A 17,812-nucleotide genomic window follows, 5' to 3' on the forward strand; every position below is an offset into this window, starting at 1 on the left:
CTTTTGGTTACTTTTGGGGCGTTTGCCAAAAGTGACCCGCCGTAAGGGCGGAACCGCCAACCGCAACACCCAAAAAACCGGATATTCACCCAAAACAAACCCAAGGCCTGGCCGGCCCAAAGGCCGCCAAGGTCAATGCGCCGTAACCCCCCGCCGAACCGAGGAAGAACTGCCGGGCGCAAGGGCCAGAGCCAGCTGCGTCCGATTATGCATATGCGTCAACCGCAAAACCTGCGACACATACAACTTCACCGTGTTCTCGGTAATCCCCAACTCACAGGCAATCTGATAATTGGTCTGCCCCTTGCCCACCAGCCGGGCCACATCGAGCTGGCGAGGCGACAACTGCTCGAAAATCGCCGGCATCTCTGCACTGTCACCCTCTGCCAAGGTCTGGGCAGCCGGCGCAGGCCCGCGCCGAACCTTGTCCAGATCCTGATACAAATCATCGATCGACGAAGAAAGATCCTGCAGCTTCTGATTCAGGTGCCCCAGTTGCAGGGTCTTCTGCCGCTCCTGCAGCACCGTTTCCTGACGCCGCAACCCCTCCAGCAACTCATCCAGATCCACCGGTTTCTGGTAATAATCGGCAATCCCCGCGCGCAACGCCTTGATCACATCCTGCTTGTCGGCGCGGCCGGTAAGCATGATCGCTTCGAACGCCCGGTTCTTGCCGGACACCCGCTGCAGCGCCTGCACCAGCTCGATGCCGTCCATGTCCGGCATGTGCAGGTCGCACAACACCAGGCCGATGGCCGGGTCTTCACTGAAACGCGTGACCGCCTCGCTGCTGGACTCACAGGGCACGCAGCGATAACCGCTGCTCTCGAGAAACTCACAGAGCTCTTCAACGATCAGCGCCTGATCATCGACCACAAGGACTTTTACCGCCGACGTAAGCTTGTTCACGTGCCACTCCATGCCCGGGCCAAAGCTGGCCTTTCCTGTACTGCCAGCCTGTGGCTGTATAACTGCTAATTTGAAAGTAGACGCACTTTCCGACTATGTACATAGCAGTAGTGGCGGGTGGCGACTAATGGATCCAATAAAAAGTCAGGATTGTGCCAACCAGCACAAACGGCGCAAATGGCAGCTTTTTTGACACTTCAGGACTGAAATATCCAAGACGTTCTCTAACCCCTTGACTGGCATGCAGCCAGACTTTTGGCACCAGCAGCATCCACGTCACACTGCAAAAAGCGGCGCCGATGAACGCGCCCAGCAGGTGCTGACCGTCTGTCGCGAGAGCCAGAGCTGTCATTAGTTTCACATCGCCGCCGCCCATACGCCCCAGCAGGTAACCCGGCAGCGTGAGCGCCAGCGCCAGCAACACCGCCCAGCCGCCCTGCGCCGCCTCGGCCCCGATCCAGGTGGTGCCGCTGACCAGCAGCCAGACCAGCGCCAGCGCGCCGACACCGAGGGTCAGGCCGTTGCCGATGTGGCGTTCGCGGGCATCCTGCGCGGCGCAGAGTGTTAGCCAGATCAGTAGGACAAAGCTGTGCATCCGGTAAAAATCGTCCGTTTTGGCTGAATGATTCTATGCTGATACTACGTAGTGACTGTCAGGGTAGACGCACTCATGAAAACCGGCCTCCCCCGCAAGCAAAAAGGCGCCGCCGCCATCGAATTCGCCTTGGTGTTCGTCATCTTCTTTGCCGTGTTTTACGGGATCGTGAGCTACAGCCTGCCGATGTTGCTGATGCAGGCCTTCACCCAGTCGACGTCCGAAGCGGTGCGGCGTGGCGTGGCGCTGGATCCGGCGACCGCCAACTACGCCACCGCGATCCAGAACGTGGCACGCGCCGAACTGGCCCGACGCCTGGCGTGGCTGCCGCCGGCGCTGAACTTCAACGCAGCCACTGACGCGACAGTGACCTACGTGGGCGGCCTGCTGACGGTGCGCATCAACTACCCGACCAACAAGCTCAATCAGGCGTTACCGTTTCTGGTCCTGCCCGGTATCGGGGCGGTGCCCAATCTGCCTGCCAACCTGACCGCCAGCTCGAGCCTGCAATTTTGAGTTCCGGTGACAAGCTGTTCAACCGCCTGCTCAATCGTCAAACGTCCACACCGCCAGCGGTCATGGACAACCCTGCGGTATCCGGCGTCGGTTTGCAGCTGCATCTGGATGGCGAAGGCCAGGTCATCCACCTGACCGGACCGCTGCGCCATGTGCTGGCGCAACAACTGTCCGCCACTCGCACGCCGCATCTGCTCGATTACCTGCTGCCCCACAGCGCGCTGGCGGTCGAAGGAGCTCCGGCCGACTGGCAAGGACAACCGCTCGATCTGGATTTTTTCAGCCTCGCCGGTCCGCCGCTGCACTTGCGCGGCTGGGTGCAGCCGCAGGGAAATGGGTGGATCCTGCAATTGCTGGACATCGGTGACCTGTTGAGCGAAAGGCAGCAGGCGCGCAGTCGCGAACAATGCCAGTGGCTCGCCGCACACATCCGCGACCATTTGCGACTCTGTGGCCTGGCGCGCCTGCCGCAGGTGCTCGGTGAACAACTGCAGTGCCTGAGCCAGCGCTTTCAGGTGCCGTGCATCGCAGTGGCATTGCTGGATGAAGCGGCCCAGGGCTGGCAGATTCATCAGCATTACAGCGCACCCGACGCCCCGCGACTGTGGGATATGGCGCAGCGTCTGGGTACCGGACTCGACAGCCTTAACGGCGCCGCACCGCAACGCGTGCTGCCCGCCGAGCATCCACGACTGAGCAGCATGTTCGGCCCCGCCGAAGGGTTTGCCGTGCCTTACCGCGATGCCCATGGCGTGGCGGCATGGTTGCTCTTCGGCTGTTTCAGCGCGCAGCCACACACCGCCGAGTTGAGCGATCACGACTGGCTGCAACTGGCCGCCGCCGTCGCCGCGCCGCTGCTGGAACGCCTGCGTGAACATCGTCACCACTTGCAGCTGGAACGTCTGGAAATCCTGCAAAGCCTGCTCGGCACCGGTTGGTGGGAGGTGTTCAGCGACAGCGCCGAAGTGCTGCTCGCCGATGCGCTGGCCGTCAGCCTCGGCTTGAGCGCCGGGCGCCTGCCGATTCAGGCCTGGTTCGCCCGGGTGCACCCGGCCGACCGCGAAGAACTGCGCAGCCGCCTGCAAGCCTTGCAGGACGAAGGTCAGTCACTGGAGCTGTGCGTGCGTCTGCAACCCGATGATCAGGCGCAACCGCAGTGGTTTCGCTTGCAGGGCCAGTCACTGGGCATCGGCACCGAGCGGCGTCTCGTAGGCTTCATGCTCGACATCAGCGACATCAAGAACCAGCAACAGCAGGCCGCCGCTGCCCATGCGCGACTGGACAACCTGATCGCCAGCGCGCCAGCGGTGATCTACGTGCAGCGCTATGTCGAAGGCGCGTTGCAGCTGACGTTTTTCAGCGCCAGCCTGCAACCATTGCTGGGCTGGAGCCTTGCCGACTGCGCCGACGGTGCGCTGGTGAATCATGTCCATCCCGACGATCGCGCGGCGTATTTCGAACGCACCCGGCAGTTGCTGCGCGAAGGTTCGGTGAGCACGCGCTACCGGATGCTCGACACCCAGGGCAACGTCCACTGGCTGCTCGACGAAGCCAAGCTGTTGCGCGACGACCTCGGCCTGCCGGTGGAAGCTGTGGGACTGTGGCTGGACGTTACCGACGCCACCCTGGCCGCCGAGCGAATCAAGACCAGTGAAGAACGCTACCGGATCCTCGTGGAAGATTCGCCGGCCATGATCTGCCGCTATCGCCCCGACCTGACCCTGACCTTCGGCAACCGGCCACTGGCGATGTATCTGGAGTGCGCCCCGGAGCAACTGCCGGGGGTGAATCTGGGCAGCTGGATGTCGGACGAACAACGCGAGTCCTTCGTCCAGCGTCTGGCGCAACTGACTCCGGACGCGCCGGTGAGCAGTGCCGAAATCAACCTGCGCCTGCCGGGGCGCGAACATGCGTGGTGGATCTGGTCGGATCGCGGGGTGTTCGATGAACAGGGCCGTTTACTCGAAATCCAGGCCGTGGGCCGCGACAACACCGAAGTCAGGCGCTCGCAGCAGCAACTGACTCAAAGCGCGAAAATGGCCACCCTCGGCGAGATGGCCACGGGGCTGGCCCACGAGATCAATCAGCCGCTGAACGTGATGCGCATGGCCATCGTCAACGTGCTCAAACGCCTGGGCAACGGCGATGTGCAGATCGATTACCTGACCGACAAACTCAACCGTATCGACACTCAGGTCCAGCGAGCGGCGCGGGTGGTCGATCATATGCGGGTGTTCGGCCGGCGCTCGGAAATCGAACAGCACCCGTTCAATCCGCTCGATGCCATCGAAGGCACCTTGTCGTTGCTGTCCGAAGGTCTGCGCGGCAAAGGCGTCGAGTTGCGGATCGGCGAGGCTAACTTCCAGCTGCAGGTGCGCGGGTACGTCGATCAATTGGAACAGGTGTTGATCAACCTGATGGTCAACGCCCGGGACGCGCTGCTGAGCAAACGTGAATCCAATCGCGACTTCCAGCCGTGGATTGCCGTGCGTGCCGAACACGACGAACACGTGGTGCGGCTGTGGGTCGAGGACAACGGCGGCGGCATCGATCCGCGTTTGCTGGAGCGGATTTTCGAGCCGTTCTTCACCACCAAACCGGTGGGCGTCGGCACTGGCCTGGGCTTGTCGGTGAGTTACGGCATCGTCGAGAACATGGGCGGACGCCTGAGCGTGCGCAACGGCGACGACGGCGCCCGGTTCTGCATCGAATTGCCGATTGCCCTCGACGATCAGATCACCAGTGTCGCCCGCCCCGACTGACAACTGAGATTGGCGCCGACATCGACCTGATTGAGGTTGATCCCCAGGGCCATCAACAGAGTGTTGATGAGGGTGTCGAGCAGCGGGCTCAGCACCGTATTGATGGTGGTCACCAGCAAGGTCTTCACGGAGCTCAGAATCGCCCCCAATCCACTGACCAGACTGCCCGTCGGGCCATGCATGTTGAGGTTGAGGTTGTTCAGGGTGTCGCTCAGGCTGCTGACCACGTTGCCGGTGCTGTAGCTGTAATAGAACGGCGGCTGGTTGATCTCCGGCAGACTGGCAGCCGGCGGCGCGGAATAGACATGGGGGATGTTGGCATTTTGGCCGACGGTAGTATCGGCCGAGATGTCGAGCCCGCCGCCGACGGAAGGGACGCGTGGATCGCAGCTGACCGGCAGCACCAGAAAACGCCGACAGGTCTTCACACCGATATCGATCACCTTCAACGGCTGCACCACCACGGCCGGCGGCGTGACGTTATTGCCGAACACCGCTGCCGGATCCATCCGGCCGATTTTCAGGTTGGCGACTGAAGTGGTGGTATTGGTGCTCAGGGTCTTGTTGGTCGGTGTCGGGCAGGTAAACGCCGTGACGTAACTATTGGCTGCCGCCACATCCAGCGCCACATCCAGACGAATCGGACCGGGCAACACTTCGATCGACGGTGTCTGGCAGGGCGCACCGAGCGCGCACGTCAGCGAATCAATCACGCCCACCAGATTCAGGTTGAGCAAGGCATTCAACGTATTGGTCAGCGGCCCGGCGAGATCGGCCACCGCGTTGACCAGCGACAGAATCGTATCCAGCAAAGGCAGATTGACCGATAACAGGGTTCGCACCTGCGCGGTCTTCACATAGATCCGGTTCGGCCCCAAGGGGTTGGCGGCTGCCAGGCGAGGGTTACCGATAGCCGACAATTGCGGCGGCTCCAGCACCTGCACGCGCGCGGTAATTTGTGCCACGCCAAGGTTGATCGTCTGGTTGGCCACCAGGCCATTCTGCTTGTTGGCCAGTTGCACGAAGCCCTGAATCAGATCGAACGCCCGCACGTCCACCGCCAGTGCCGTGGCCTGGGTGCCGGCCTGGACCTTCAGCAGGTTGCCCAGCACCACTTGGGTCGCGCCGGCCGCTGCCTTGATCGCCTGCAAGCCGAGGATGGTTGCCGTGGCACTCAGGGTGCCGTTGGGGTCGAGGACGTTGATCGCGGTCTGAACCAGTTGACTGACGGCGATGGTGTTGCCGAGCACTTCGCTGTAGCCGCCCGCACTGAGACCGATATCGACCTTCAACCGGTCCAGATAACCGAGCAGATTGATATTGGTGTTGACCAGGCCATTCCAGCTCGCGGCACTGAGCGAGAGGTTGCCGCCCAGCAAGCCACCGAACAACGCATTGAGCACGGCTGACCGTCCCGTATCGACGCTCAATGCGGTGCTGCGGATGGTCAGTGATGCCAATGGTGGCGGTACCGCCGCGACTGCCGTGGCGCTGAGATTGATGGTTGCATTGCGGCCCGCGCCGCCGAAGAGTCCGCCGATAGCACCGGCAAAGCTCTGAGGCACGGTATGACTGACGACGACACGGATCGCTTCGGTGCTGGCGGCATTGACGGCAAACACCCGCAGATTGCTGGCGTCCAGATTCAATGACCCGCAGGCGACCGCCAAGGCTCGACCGGCACTGGGAATCGGGAAATTGTTGCGCACGACGCTGGCCTGCGCATAGGCGTTGGCCGTGGCCCCGGCGCCGCAGTTGCCGCCACGGGTCGCGGCTTCAAGGGCGGCGACATCGGCGATCTGTTGCAGGTGACGGCGCTCGAGATACAGGCGGCCGCTGTCGACCACCACCAGGATGAACACCAGGGCCATGCCCAGGGTCAGCGCCGCCATCAGGCCGATGGCTCCCCGCTGCCGGGCTGGCCCGCCGCACTGCGAATGACGCGACATGGCGCACTCCTTTGCCGGCGCACGGCCGGGCGCAACCTCCATGGATGGGTATGAGTGTAGACACGCGCAGGCAACGCTGCTGGCAAGACGCCAGTTTTACCCGCCCATAAAAAACGGGAGCCATTTGGCTCCCGTACTTTTTCAACAGATTAACGCGGTGGATAGTTGGACAGGATCCGCGCCACCGTCTCGCGGATGGCATTGCTGCGATCCGCCGGATTCGGCGTGCGGCTGAGCATCTGCTCGTCGCTGCCGCGCCACACCAGTTTGCCGTCCTTGCCGTCGAGCAGATCAACCTGAATGGTCGCTACTTTATAGGTGATGTTGCGGGTTTCGTTGTACATCGGCGCGCCCCAGTAACCGTTCCACGGGCCGCCCCAACCGCCGCCGTAGTTGGTGGTCACCTGTTGCTGACGGTCCTCGACGATCAGGTAGGTCTGCACAAACAGATCGCCTCGGGCACCCGAGGCGGCCGGGCGCAGGCCACGCTGATCCAGTTGGTCGGCGACGGCCTGACGGATGCGCTGTTCGGTCAGGTCGCTCTTGATCCTTGGATCGTCGGGGCGGTATTGCAGGGCGGGGTCTTTCCAGCTCCAGCTGCGGTAAGCGGCAAAATCGCGGCTGGCGTCGAAGTCATGGTTGACCTGGTTGGCGGCGCAGGCACTGAGCAGCGCGGCCACAGCCAGTAAAGCGAGACGGCGGAACATGGTTTTTCTCCGGTGGAAGACATGAACCTGGAGGAGCTTCTCATTTGCCAGAAGCTAACCGGGAGGATACGCCGACATGGCCTTTTCGACAGCCTCCCGAATCGCGTCGGTGCGATCACTTTGCTTGCCTTGCGTGCCGGTTTCGGCGCTGGCGCTCCAGACCGGCTGACCACTGCCGGCGTCGAACAGATCGACTCGCACCACCACGACCTGTTCCTGGTAGGTACGGACGATTGGCACCGTGTTGTACATCCCGTAACCGCGGCCGTAACGGTCATATCCGCCGTAGCCGCCGTAATAACCGTAATCGTCCTGCACCTGACGCAGGCGGGTTTCCAGGCTCAGGTGGGCACTGACCAGCAGGTCGGCCGGGCGGTTGTCATGCAGCGGGCGCAGGCCGCGCTGGTCCAGCGCACTGCTGACGGCTTCGGCCACTTGCGCCGAATCCGCCCAGGCCGTGCCCGGCGGCAGCTGACCGTTGAGCCACGCCCAACTGCGGTAGCGCCCGTAATCCCGTGGCGGCGCGGGATAAGCGCTGCGGTCGAAAGTGGTCGCTGCCTGCGGAGGGGCCGGCGGCAACGGTCGCGACTGCGCTACGTAGGGGTTGCTGCCCTGGCAAGCGGCCAACCCCAGACAGATCAGCAGTAACCCTGAATGACCTTTCATATCTCGCTCCGATCAGATCGGCCGGCAGATCCAGTGCAAGTAGCGCCCAAGCCCGGCGAAGCCTGGGTGACGACGGTGGGCGAGCTCCATCTCGAGCAAATCAATCAACTCGGCGCGGGCCTGGAATTCCACCGGCATGTAATCGTGGAAAACCCGCACCCCACTCTGGGTTTCGACCTGCCACAACCCGGCGAGTTGCGTCGCCAGTTCCCGTGGATCGAGTGGCTGCTGCGGGGTCAGGCTCTGCTTCTCGCCGGCCATTTCATTCTTGCGCATTTTCTTGAAATGGCCTTTGAGCAGGTTCCGGTAAATCAGTGCATCGCGGTTGTAGAACGCCAGCGACAACCAGCCGCCGGGCTTGGTCAACTGATGCAGCACCGGCAGAATCGCGTGGGGTTCGGCCAGCCACTCCAGCACCGCATGGCAGAGCACCAGATCGAAGGGTTCGGTGAGCTGGCCGAGCAGTTCCTGCCAGGGCGCCTGAATGAACGTCGCGGTTTGCCCGGCGTCGGCAAAGCGCTGGCGTGCGCCTTCGAGCATCGGCTCGGCCGGCTCGGTGAAGGTCACCTGGTGCCCGCGCTCGGCCAGCCACAGCGACATGTGGCCCAGACCGCCACCGATGTCGAGCACCCGCAATGGACGATCCGGCAAGGCCTCGGCGAGGTCGGCCTGCAGCACCGCGAGGCGGATCGCACCCTTGGCACCACCGTAGATTTTTTCGGCGAAGCGGGTCGCCAACTGATCGAAATGACGGTCGCTCATCAGCTGAACCGCCGTTCGCTGTCGGCGAGCTTGCTGCGCACCACTTCATTCATGTCCAGGCCCAGCTCGCTGCACAGCAGCAATAGATAAAGAACGATGTCGCCGACTTCCTGCCCGGCGTGGGCGAGTTTGTCCGCCGGCAGTTCGCGGGACTGGTCTTCGGTCAGCCACTGGAAGATTTCCACCAGTTCGGACATTTCCACGCTGGCGGCCATGGCCAGGTTTTTCGGGCTGTGAAATTGCCGCCAGTCATTGCGGTCGCGAATGGCGTGCAGGCGTTCGGTCAGTTCAACAAGGTTCATCGGGCTCTCCTGAAGGCGTATAGCTTCGGGGGGATGTCGAGCGAAGGCAAGCGCCAGTCGCGCGTTAAAACCCTCTATGCTTGCAGGGAACTCGACCGCACCCGCTGCGGCCCAAGGCTCAGCTCTTTCATCAGGAAACAGACATGCAGGTAGAAAGCTTTTTCGAATGGCTGGGCCAGGCGCTCGGCTCGATCATCCGCTTCATCGTCGACGGCCTCAGCGGCCTGTTCAATCTGCTCGGCAACGCTGGCGGCAACTTTGTCGACGGGCTGTCGAGAGCGCTGGGCATGGACACCTCGATCATCAGCATCATCGCGCTGATCGTCGGCCTGATGCTGCTGTGGTCGGCGATCCGCGCGTTCATGAATGCCTCGATCATTGCCGGGATCATCTGGTTGCTGCTGGGATTGTGGCTGCTGAGCTGGATCATTCACTGACGCCGCCCGCTACAATGCAGCTCCTCAAGGAGCCCGCATGTCCAACCTGATCACCGACTGGTGCGACCGCCCGACCCACCGCCGGGTCTGGGCGCTCGCCGCCCCCATGATCCTCTCCAACATTTCCGTGCCGCTGGTGGCGCTGGTCGACAGCACCGTCATCGGCCATCTGCCCCACGCCCATCAGCTGGGCGCAGTCGCGGTCGGCGCCAGCCTGTACACCTTTCTGGCCTGGGCCATGGGTTTTCTGCGCATGGGCACCACCGGTTTTGCCGCCCAGGCCGCCGGGCGCAGCGACGGTGCTGCCTTGCGGCAGATTCTGCTTCAGGGCCTGCTGCTGGCGATGGGGCTGGCGCTGCTGCTTGGAACGTTGGGCGTACCGCTGAGCGGGGTCGCGCTGCACTTCATGCAACCGTCGGCGGAGCTGGATCAGCTGACCCGCGACTTCTTCCACACCCGCCTGTTCGGGTTGCCGGCGGCGCTGGCCAGTTATGCGCTGGTCGGCTGGTTCCTCGGCACCCAGAACGCCCGTGCGCCGCTAGCCATTCTGCTGAGCACCAACCTGATCAACATCGCACTCAACCTGTGGTTCGTGATTGGCCTGGACTGGGGCGTGGTCGGTTCGGCCCGCGCCTCGGTGATCGCCGAATGGAGCGGCGCCCTGCTCGGCCTGTGGATGACTCGCAAGGCACTGCGCGCCTATCCCGGCCACATCGCCTGGGCCGCCCTGAAACTCTGGCAGAGCTGGCGCCCGCTGCTGGCGGTCAACCGCGACATATTCATTCGCAGCCTGGCCCTGCAATCGGTGTTTTTCCTGATCACCGTGCAGGGCGCGCGACTGGGCGATGCCACCGTCGCGGCGAACGCGCTGTTGCTCAACGGCCTGCTGTTGACCGCCCACGCGCTGGACGGACTGGCCCATGCCGTCGAAGCCTTGTGCGGCCACGCCATCGGCGCCCGGGATCGTCTGGCCCTGCGTCGCTCGCTGGTGGTTGCCGGCGGGTGGTCGCTGCTGGCCAGCCTGGGCTTTGCCGCGTTGTTCCTGCTGGCCGGCCACTTGTTCATCGAAATGCAGACCGACATCCAGAGCGTGCGCGACACCGCGTTCATCTACCTGCCCTACCTGGCCGTCCTGCCGTTGATCGCAGTCTGGAGCTACTTGCTCGACGGCCTGTTCATCGGTGCCACCCGTGCCCGGGAAATGCGCAACGGCATGCTGGCGACCGTGATCCTGCTGCTGCCGGTCGCCTGGGCGCTGCAAGGTCTGGGCAATCACGGCCTGTGGATTTCATTCCTGCTGTTCATGGTGCTGCGCAGCCTGACGCTCGGGGGACTGGCGTGGTGGCTGCGGCGCACCGATGGCTGGTTCAACGGTGCCGCTCACTGAAGCGGCGCTTCACGACGGATCGTTCAGCCAGCGCCGACGCAACAGTTCGAGCCGCTGCCGTGGGGTCAAACCTTGCGGCAGCGGTGTCAGTTCGGCACGCGGATGCTGCAAACGCAGCCACAACCAGTCGTCCAGCAGCGCCTGTTCGCTGAACCCCAGCGCCAGGCCTTGCTCCTGAAAGGAAGAGATCAGCCGATAGCCGTTCCCCGTCGACTGACTCCAGCGCCAGACATGCTGATCCAGCAGGCATCGGTGCAGGCGTTCGCGCTGTTGGCGGGTCAGGCTTTGTTCGACCCGCAGCGGTTCCACGGCCAGCCCCGGATTGCGCAGTTGCTGCCAGCCCTGACTGCCGCCGGCCAGATCGGCCCAGGTCCCGCCGAACCAGCGCAACCAGTCTATCGGCCCGAGCCAGCAGCTCAATTGCCGGGCGTCACAGGCATCGAAAAAGTAGCTGGCAGTCTGGCGATTGTAGTAATTGAGCAGCGCACGATGATCCAGTCCCACCGAGACGGTCAGCATCCGTTGCAAGTGCTCGCGCAACCGCTGCTCCGGAGCTGCGCAGCCCAGCAGCAGCCCTTGCCAGGTCTGCGGGTCGGCATGACAGAGCGACGAGAGTGCGGGGAAATCGCGCAGATCGATCAGCCATGGCCCCTGCTCATCGACCGGCTGGAACTCCGTACCGTGAAACAGTTTCATGCTGCGCACACCCGAGAATCCCTGACGCAGCGTGATCAACGCCTGCTGTGCCTGCGCGGTGTCCAGCAACAACCATTGCGCACGCTGTCCGGGTGCCGCGACGCTCATCGCCCTTCGCTCGTTTTGAGCCCGGCGGCCACTCGGCAACAGCACACCGCTGCGGCGCAATGCCGATAACTGCCGCCTCCGGGTATCAGGCACAACAGTAACAACGGCTCGGCCGCCTTCAGCCATTGCGAGAGACCTTCGCTGGCCAGGCGGTCAGGCACCGGCAACGGCTCTTCTTGCTCAATGGATTTTGCAGGCGCCAAAGCCTGCAGGACGCCACTGATCACGGGCTGTTCGGGATCGCCTTCGAGAAAGCTCACCACAACCTCCAGGCCTTCCAGCATCAGCGCCGACGGTGCATCGGCCAGCGCCGGGGCCAGTGGCAGCCAACAGTGACTCGGGCTCGCCCCTTCGCCCTGATACAGCCAGTCAAACTGGACGGCAATCGGGCGCCCGGGATCCGGTTGTGGCTCCGCAACCGACACGACCCACGCGCGTTGCGGACTGCGCATGCGGTTTCCCGAGCACTGCGCGGGCATCGGGGGCACGTGAAGATGATCGGCGGCAAAGATCCGATTGCTGTAGGGCGGGTCGAGCAACTGATCCGCATGGTGCTCGATCCGGGTCAACAACCAGCGCCTGTTGGCGTCTGCGATAGGGTGACCGGACAACGCCAGCCATTGACCGCTGCGCAGGGTTGCCTGACAGGAGTCCCCCTGTGCCGTGCGAACACGCTGCAATCCTTCGCCTTGCACGTCGACCTGCTCGCTCATCAGCCAACGCCGTATGGTCGCCGACGGGGCGCTGCTTTCGCTGTCGACTCGCAAGTCGTCCGCTGACGGCAGCCCGGCCGGATTATCGCCGAACACCAGGCAATGCCCCCTGTCGCCATGCTCGAAGCGATAGTGAATCCGCGCCTGCCTGCACAACCGCTGCACCAGTTGCAGATCCGACTCACCGTACTGGGTGCAGAACGTCTGCGGGGAATGATCGGCCTGCAGTTCGAATCGGCGCCGGGCTCCGCTGATTCCATGCTCGCGCAGGACCTGATCCAGAATCTGCGGTGCCGTGCGGTCGCTGAAGATGCGCTGGCTATATCGCAGGCCGAGGCAGCTCAACCGTGGCCCCAGCCGCACCCGGCACAATCGCGCGCCATGCCCGGGCTCATGCTGGACAAGACTGTGCAGTTGCCCGTGCACGCCGTTGCCCGAAGGCCCGAAACACAGGCGAGCCGGGCGATACATCAGGCTGGCGAGATCCAGGGAGGGATCATCGAGCAGCAAGTCGATCTCGAAGGCAAAAGGCTCACTGATGGCTTCGCTACCCGTGAATGCCAGGACTTCAAGCGGAGTGGACAGACCCGCTACATCGAGACGAAACAACGGCTCGCAGGCTGGATCGAACATGGGCGATTCTCTACAGGAGGGGCGGCCGGGGATTCTCGCCGAGAGGCATGGCCGAGTAGAGTGCCGAAGTACAAATTCGGAAATGACCTACGCGAAAAGCAGACGACATCACTTTGCTCGCCTGGATGAAGGTCATTTCACGAATTTAAAAAGAAGAATCTCACCAGATCATCTGAAATGCCCGCTGTGCGCGGAACAATTTCAGACAATCTGGTGGAGTCGGAACCTGAACGTCAGGAGGACAGGTAGGAGGAGCGAGTCAGGCCCAGGCGCAAGGCATCGAGGAACTGGGTGCGCTCGCTGGCGCTGATGCGGGCACTGGCGCACTTGTCGCGGTAGTGAGTCATCAGCTCTTCCGGCGACAGGTGCACGTAACGCAGCATGTCTTCGATGGTGTCGTGGGTTTCAATACCGGCGTGGTACACGCTGCCATCGGCGTTCTGGTAGATGTTCACCGAGTCGGTGTCACCGAACAGGTTGTGCATGTCGCCAAGGATTTCCTGATAGGCACCGACCAGAAACACGCCCAGCAGGTAGTCTTCACCTTCGTTCAGCGCGTGCACCGGCAGGCTGGTCTCGATGCTCTGCTCGTCGACGTACTGGTTGATCTTGCCGTCGGAGTCGCAGGTCAGGTCTTGCAGGACGGCGCGACGCAACGGTTCTTCGTCGAGACGGTGCAGCGGGATGATCGGCAGTACCTGATCGATCGCCCAGGTGTCCGGCAGGCTCTGGAATACCGAGAAGTTACAGATGTACTTGTCGGCCAGCTTGTCGTTGAGTTCGTCCAGCACCTGACGGTGCGAACGCTGACGTGCTTTCAGCGAGTTGTGCAGGCGACGGCACACGGCGAAGTAGCACTGCTCGGCCAGGGCTTTCTCGGCCAGGGTCAGTTTGCCGTCGGCGTACTGGGCGGCCACGTCGCTCATGTAGTGAGTGGCACGCCAGTAGGTTTCGGTGACCATTTCGATATCGGTCGGGCCGAGCAGATCGACCAGCCACTGCACGGTTTCCGGCAGGGCTTCCTTGTTCTCGATCAGCGGAATTTCGTCGTTGTGTTTCTCGACGTCGGTCACCTGCACCACCAGCATCGCGTGGTGCGCGGTCAGCGAACGGCCGCTTTCGGAGAAGATGTGCGGATGCGGCAAGGCCTGCGCGTCGCAGAATTCCTTGAGCATGCCGACCACGACACCGGCGTAGTCGTCCATGTCGTAGTTGATCGAGCTGGCGTTGCGCGAGTGCGTACCATCGTAGTCCACACCCAGACCGCCGCCGACGTCGATGTGATCGACCGGCAGACCGAGGTTGCGCAGCTCGCCGTAATAACGGATCGCTTCCTTGAAGCCGTGCTGGTAGTCAGCGAGGTTGGCGATCTGCGAACCCATGTGGAAGTGCAGCAGGCGGATGCCCTGATCCAGGCCCGCCGCGCGGAAGCGCTCGACCACCGACAGCAGTTGCGCCGCCGACAGACCGAACTTGGATTTCTCGCCACCGGTGTCTGCCCACTTCGACGACGCCAGGGACGACAGACGCACGCGCAGGCCGACCTGTGGCTTCACCTTGAGCGAAGCGGCTTCTTCGATCACCAGACCGACTTCGGATTCTTTCTCGATCACGATGAATACATTGTGGCCGAGCTTCTGACCCATCAGCGCCAGACGGATGAACTCGCGGTCCTTGTAACCGTTGCAGACGATGGTGCCGCCCTTCGGCGCCAGTGCCAGCACCGCCAGCAGCTCAGGCTTGGAGCCGGCTTCCAGACCGATGGAAACGTTCTGGGTGGCGATGATGTTCTCGATCACCGCTTCCTGCTGGTTGACCTTGATCGGGTACAGCGCGGTGTATTTGCTCTGGTATTCCAGACGCTCGATGTTCGCATCGAAAGCGCCGGTCAGCTGACGGACGCGGTCTTGCAGGATGTCGGGGAAACGCACCAGCAGCGGCAGGGACAAGCCGCTCTTGCGCAACTGGTCGACTTGTTCGAACAGATCGATAGGCGAGCTGCTCGGGCCGTTCGGACGAACTTCGACGCGACCGGCGTCATTGATCGCGAAATACCCGGCCCCCCAATGGCGAATCCCGTAAACACTGCGGCTGTCCGCAACTGTCCATTGGCTGCCATCGTCTTTGCGTGTGCGTCGTACGGACATCGAAGTCCCCTATAAAGAAGTCATAGTGCGTCGCCTGATCGCAGGCCGGCGCAGTCTAAAGAATGAAAATGACGGTTCGTCAGCGGGGCGGTAGACCGCGCTGACAGCGTTGAGTTTAGAAACCGTTCATGAACAGGCTCTGTGAAAACCATGGAAACGACGTCAGAACCAGGAACTCTGGAGCTGAATCAAGCCGTCGGTGGGTTTCACAGAGGCTGCTAGCCGCCGGACTTCTTCGCTTTGAAACCGTGCTTGACCAACTCGGCCAGGAGCAGCTCGACATGGTCGCCCTGAATCTCGATGACCCCGTCTTTCAACGCACCGCCGGTGCCGCAACGCTTCTTCAGCGTTGTCGCCAGCTCCTTGAGCGCGTCTTCGGCCAGGGGCACGCCGGTGATGGTGGTCACCGTCTTGCCGCCACGGCCCTTGCTCTCGCGGCGCACGCGGGCAATGCCGTCGCCGGCCGGGATCACGGTTTGCTTGCAGATACAGGCGTCCACCGGTTTGCTGCATTCCGGGCAATGACGACCTGCGTCGGTGGAAAATACCAGGCCGCCCAGGGCGGCGAAGGATGCGGCTTTTTTGGCCACCGGCAATCCTCTCGGGAGGACAAAGACTGATCGCAGCCTTGGGCAAGGCTATCGACCGCGAAGCCCCACTCAGGCAGGGGCAGCGCTACTGCACCGGTTCTTCAATAAAAGCGGGCCGGCACAGCTTGAAAAGGTCGCGCAGTGTAACGGCAAAAACGCCGATTGCTAAGTGCCAATCGGCGCCAATTTATGTGTTCTTTGCGACGTCGCTTTGCTGAGCCTTCAGATAGCGTTTCAGGGCGGCCAGAGAGTCCGGGCAATAAGGCTTTTGCCGGATTTCCTGCATGACCTGCTCGACCGGAATGAAGCGCGCTTCGAGCACTTCTTCAGGCTGCAGGATCAGCGGCCCGTCCCACACCGCCGAAAACGCCGAACACCACAGGCGATTGCCGGTGTCCTCGAAGTAGAAATGGTCGTGGGCGGTCAGTTCGACGCCGCTCACTCCCAATTCTTCTTCCAGTTCACGGGCCGCCGACTCGGCGTAGGTCTCGTGCGCCTGCACCATGCCACCCGCCGCCACGTCCCAGTAACCGGGATAAATGGCTTTGCTCAGGGTGCGCCGATGTACACAGAGTTCACCGGCGGAGTTGAACAGCATGATGTAGGTGCCACGGCCGATCAGCCCGCGCTCGCGCAGGTCGGAACGTACCAGGGCGCCGAGCAGGTTGTCCTGCTCGTCGACCCAGGCGATCTGTTCGGCATCCGAGGCGGCGCGGTGGGCCGCCTCTCTGGCGCTCTCGTCCATGACTCAGCCCTGATTGAGCAGTTGACGCAAATCGATCACGGCCGCGTTGGCCCGGGAAATGTAGTTGGCCATGACCAGCGAGTGGTTGGCCAGCACGCCGAAGCCGCTGCCGTTGAGGATCATCGGGCTCCAGATCGGCTCCTGGGAAGCTTCCAGCTCACGGATGATCTGACGCACGCTGACGGTCGCGTTCTTCTTCGCCAGCACGTCGGCGAAATCGACCTCGATCGCGCGCAGCAGGTGCGACAGCGCCCACGCCTGACCACGGGCTTCGTAGAACACGTTGTCGATCTGCATCCACGGGGTTTCGACCACTTCCTCGTCGACCTGCGGCACTTCACCCACCGCCGGCACTTCGGTTTTCAGCGCGGTGTTGAGCTTGACCCGGCCGACACTGGCCGACAGGCGTTGCGACAGCGAACCGAGACGGGTGCCGACATCGCCCAGCCAGTTGTTCAGGTTGTCAGCGCGGGCATAGAACAATGCGTTTTTCTGGGTCGGGTCGGACAGACGCGCCTGATAACGGCTCAGGGAATTGATGCCCTCCTGATATTCCGACTCGCTGGACGGCAGGACCCAGCTCTTGTTGTCGAAGTTGAAGCGCGGCTCGGCCTTGGCGAGGTCGGCGTCTTCAGCCGATTGCGACTGCGAACGGGCGAAGTCCTTGCGCAGGGCACGGGTCAGGTCGCGTACCTGCACCAGCACGCCGTACTCCCAGCTCGGCATGTTATCCATCCAGAGGCCCGGCGGGAAACGGTCGTTGGAAATGTAGCCGCCCGGCTTGTCGAGCAAAGTGCCGGCAACGGTTTTCAGGGTTTCGACGGTGGTGTAGCCGACCACCATCTGCTTGCCTTCCTTCTCGGCGGCAACCTGGGCGTTCTGCGCGACGGGAAACAGCGCCGGCTCCTGGCTCCAGTACCAGCCCAGGCCAATGGTCACCAACAGATAAATGGCAACCAGCGTGGCCAGCGCCCGGCTGAACAACAGCCCGCCGACATAGCTGCGGGCGGCCGACTTGGGCTCGGCGGCACGTTCAGGCGCGCTGCCCGCGCGGTTCTTCCAGTCCAGCATGGCGATATCCTTTCAATCTTGGGTTCAACGGTTCGACCACAACCATACAACAACGTGCCTCGCCCCGGCACCCGCGATCAGGGTCGCGAAGAAAAACAGGCGGAGTTCGTCAGTGAA

At 62.7% G+C, this 17,812-nt stretch carries 17 protein-coding genes; 4 read left to right on the forward strand and 13 right to left on the reverse strand.

Features of this window, described 5'->3' with window-relative positions; genetic code table 11:
• Positions 1–132: 132 nt before the first annotated feature.
• Together QLG12_RS08675 and QLG12_RS08680 are read right to left on the reverse strand one after the other, a co-directional pair.
• Positions 133–909, reverse strand: coding sequence for a response regulator transcription factor (locus tag QLG12_RS08675; RefSeq protein WP_275949897.1), 777 nt, complete (start codon positions 907–909; stop codon positions 133–135).
• Between the two features lie 124 nt (positions 910–1,033).
• Complete coding sequence (locus QLG12_RS08680) at positions 1,034–1,504, reverse strand: prepilin peptidase (protein ID WP_236194639.1); 471 nt, start codon at positions 1,502–1,504, stop codon at positions 1,034–1,036.
• Between the two features lie 75 nt (positions 1,505–1,579).
• Between QLG12_RS08680 and QLG12_RS08685 the strand changes: the two genes are divergently transcribed.
• Entirely contained in the window at positions 1,580–2,020 is a 441-nt protein-coding gene (locus QLG12_RS08685) for a TadE/TadG family type IV pilus assembly protein (RefSeq protein ID WP_064379247.1), read from the forward strand.
• Positions 2,017–4,782 (forward strand): ATP-binding protein, encoded by a 2,766-nt coding sequence (locus QLG12_RS08690; RefSeq protein ID WP_282474319.1) that lies wholly within the window; start codon positions 2,017–2,019, stop codon positions 4,780–4,782. Before QLG12_RS08685 ends, QLG12_RS08690 begins: the two co-directional genes overlap by 4 nt.
• Here QLG12_RS08690 and QLG12_RS08695 read toward each other — a convergent pair.
• The 5 genes from QLG12_RS08695 to QLG12_RS08715 form a co-directional block, all read right to left on the reverse strand.
• On the reverse strand, positions 4,752–6,731 hold the full coding sequence (locus tag QLG12_RS08695; RefSeq protein ID WP_197869854.1) for a TadG family pilus assembly protein: 1,980 nt from the start codon (positions 6,729–6,731) through the stop codon (positions 4,752–4,754). The two genes, QLG12_RS08690 and QLG12_RS08695, sit on opposite strands and share 31 nt — an antisense overlap.
• Positions 6,732–6,880: 149 nt before the next feature.
• Positions 6,881–7,438: a DUF4136 domain-containing protein gene (locus QLG12_RS08700; RefSeq protein ID WP_007951006.1), complete on the reverse strand. Its 558-nt coding sequence runs from the start codon at positions 7,436–7,438 to the stop codon at positions 6,881–6,883.
• Positions 7,439–7,492: 54 nt separating this feature from the next.
• A complete protein-coding gene (locus QLG12_RS08705) occupies positions 7,493–8,104 on the reverse strand; it encodes a DUF4136 domain-containing protein (RefSeq protein WP_197869855.1) in 612 nt (203 codons plus the stop codon).
• Between the two features lie 12 nt (positions 8,105–8,116).
• Positions 8,117–8,866: a methyltransferase gene (locus QLG12_RS08710; protein ID WP_236194641.1), complete on the reverse strand. Its 750-nt coding sequence runs from the start codon at positions 8,864–8,866 to the stop codon at positions 8,117–8,119.
• Positions 8,866–9,168, reverse strand: coding sequence for a MazG-like family protein (locus QLG12_RS08715; RefSeq protein ID WP_011332275.1), 303 nt, complete (start codon positions 9,166–9,168; stop codon positions 8,866–8,868). Before QLG12_RS08715 ends, QLG12_RS08710 begins: the two co-directional genes overlap by 1 nt.
• A gap of 143 nt (positions 9,169–9,311) precedes the next feature.
• Between QLG12_RS08715 and QLG12_RS08720 the strand changes: the two genes are divergently transcribed.
• Entirely contained in the window at positions 9,312–9,605 is a 294-nt protein-coding gene (locus QLG12_RS08720; RefSeq protein ID WP_064379237.1) for a hypothetical protein, read from the forward strand.
• Between the two features lie 37 nt (positions 9,606–9,642).
• Positions 9,643–10,992, forward strand: coding sequence for an MATE family efflux transporter (locus tag QLG12_RS08725; RefSeq protein WP_282474320.1), 1,350 nt, complete (start codon positions 9,643–9,645; stop codon positions 10,990–10,992).
• A gap of 9 nt (positions 10,993–11,001) precedes the next feature.
• On the opposite strand, the gene QLG12_RS08730 is transcribed toward QLG12_RS08725, so the two are convergent.
• The 6 genes from QLG12_RS08730 to QLG12_RS08755 form a co-directional block, all read right to left on the reverse strand.
• Positions 11,002–11,796: a DUF4123 domain-containing protein gene (locus tag QLG12_RS08730; protein ID WP_064379234.1), complete on the reverse strand. Its 795-nt coding sequence runs from the start codon at positions 11,794–11,796 to the stop codon at positions 11,002–11,004.
• Positions 11,793–13,142 carry a contractile injection system protein, VgrG/Pvc8 family gene (locus tag QLG12_RS08735; RefSeq protein WP_197869858.1) on the reverse strand — a complete coding sequence of 450 codons (1,350 nt, stop codon included), beginning with the start codon at positions 13,140–13,142 and terminating at the stop codon, positions 11,793–11,795. Before QLG12_RS08735 ends, QLG12_RS08730 begins: the two co-directional genes overlap by 4 nt.
• A 233-nt stretch (positions 13,143–13,375) precedes the next feature.
• Positions 13,376–15,289 (reverse strand): arginine decarboxylase, encoded by a 1,914-nt coding sequence (gene speA / locus QLG12_RS08740; RefSeq protein WP_039772053.1) that lies wholly within the window; start codon positions 15,287–15,289, stop codon positions 13,376–13,378.
• A gap of 218 nt (positions 15,290–15,507) precedes the next feature.
• Positions 15,508–15,879, reverse strand: a complete 372-nt coding sequence (locus QLG12_RS08745; protein WP_064379228.1) for a translation initiation factor Sui1 — start codon at positions 15,877–15,879, stop codon at positions 15,508–15,510.
• 187 nt (positions 15,880–16,066) lie between these two features.
• Positions 16,067–16,624 carry an NUDIX hydrolase gene (locus QLG12_RS08750; protein ID WP_197869859.1) on the reverse strand — a complete coding sequence of 186 codons (558 nt, stop codon included), beginning with the start codon at positions 16,622–16,624 and terminating at the stop codon, positions 16,067–16,069.
• 3 nt (positions 16,625–16,627) lie between these two features.
• Complete coding sequence (locus tag QLG12_RS08755; RefSeq protein WP_064379224.1) at positions 16,628–17,695, reverse strand: DUF2333 family protein; 1,068 nt, start codon at positions 17,693–17,695, stop codon at positions 16,628–16,630.
• Positions 17,696–17,812: the final 117 nt, after the last annotated feature.

This window comes from Pseudomonas sp. V88_4 (assembly GCF_029967985.1).
Taxonomy (GTDB): domain Bacteria; phylum Pseudomonadota; class Gammaproteobacteria; order Pseudomonadales; family Pseudomonadaceae; genus Aquipseudomonas; species Aquipseudomonas glycinae.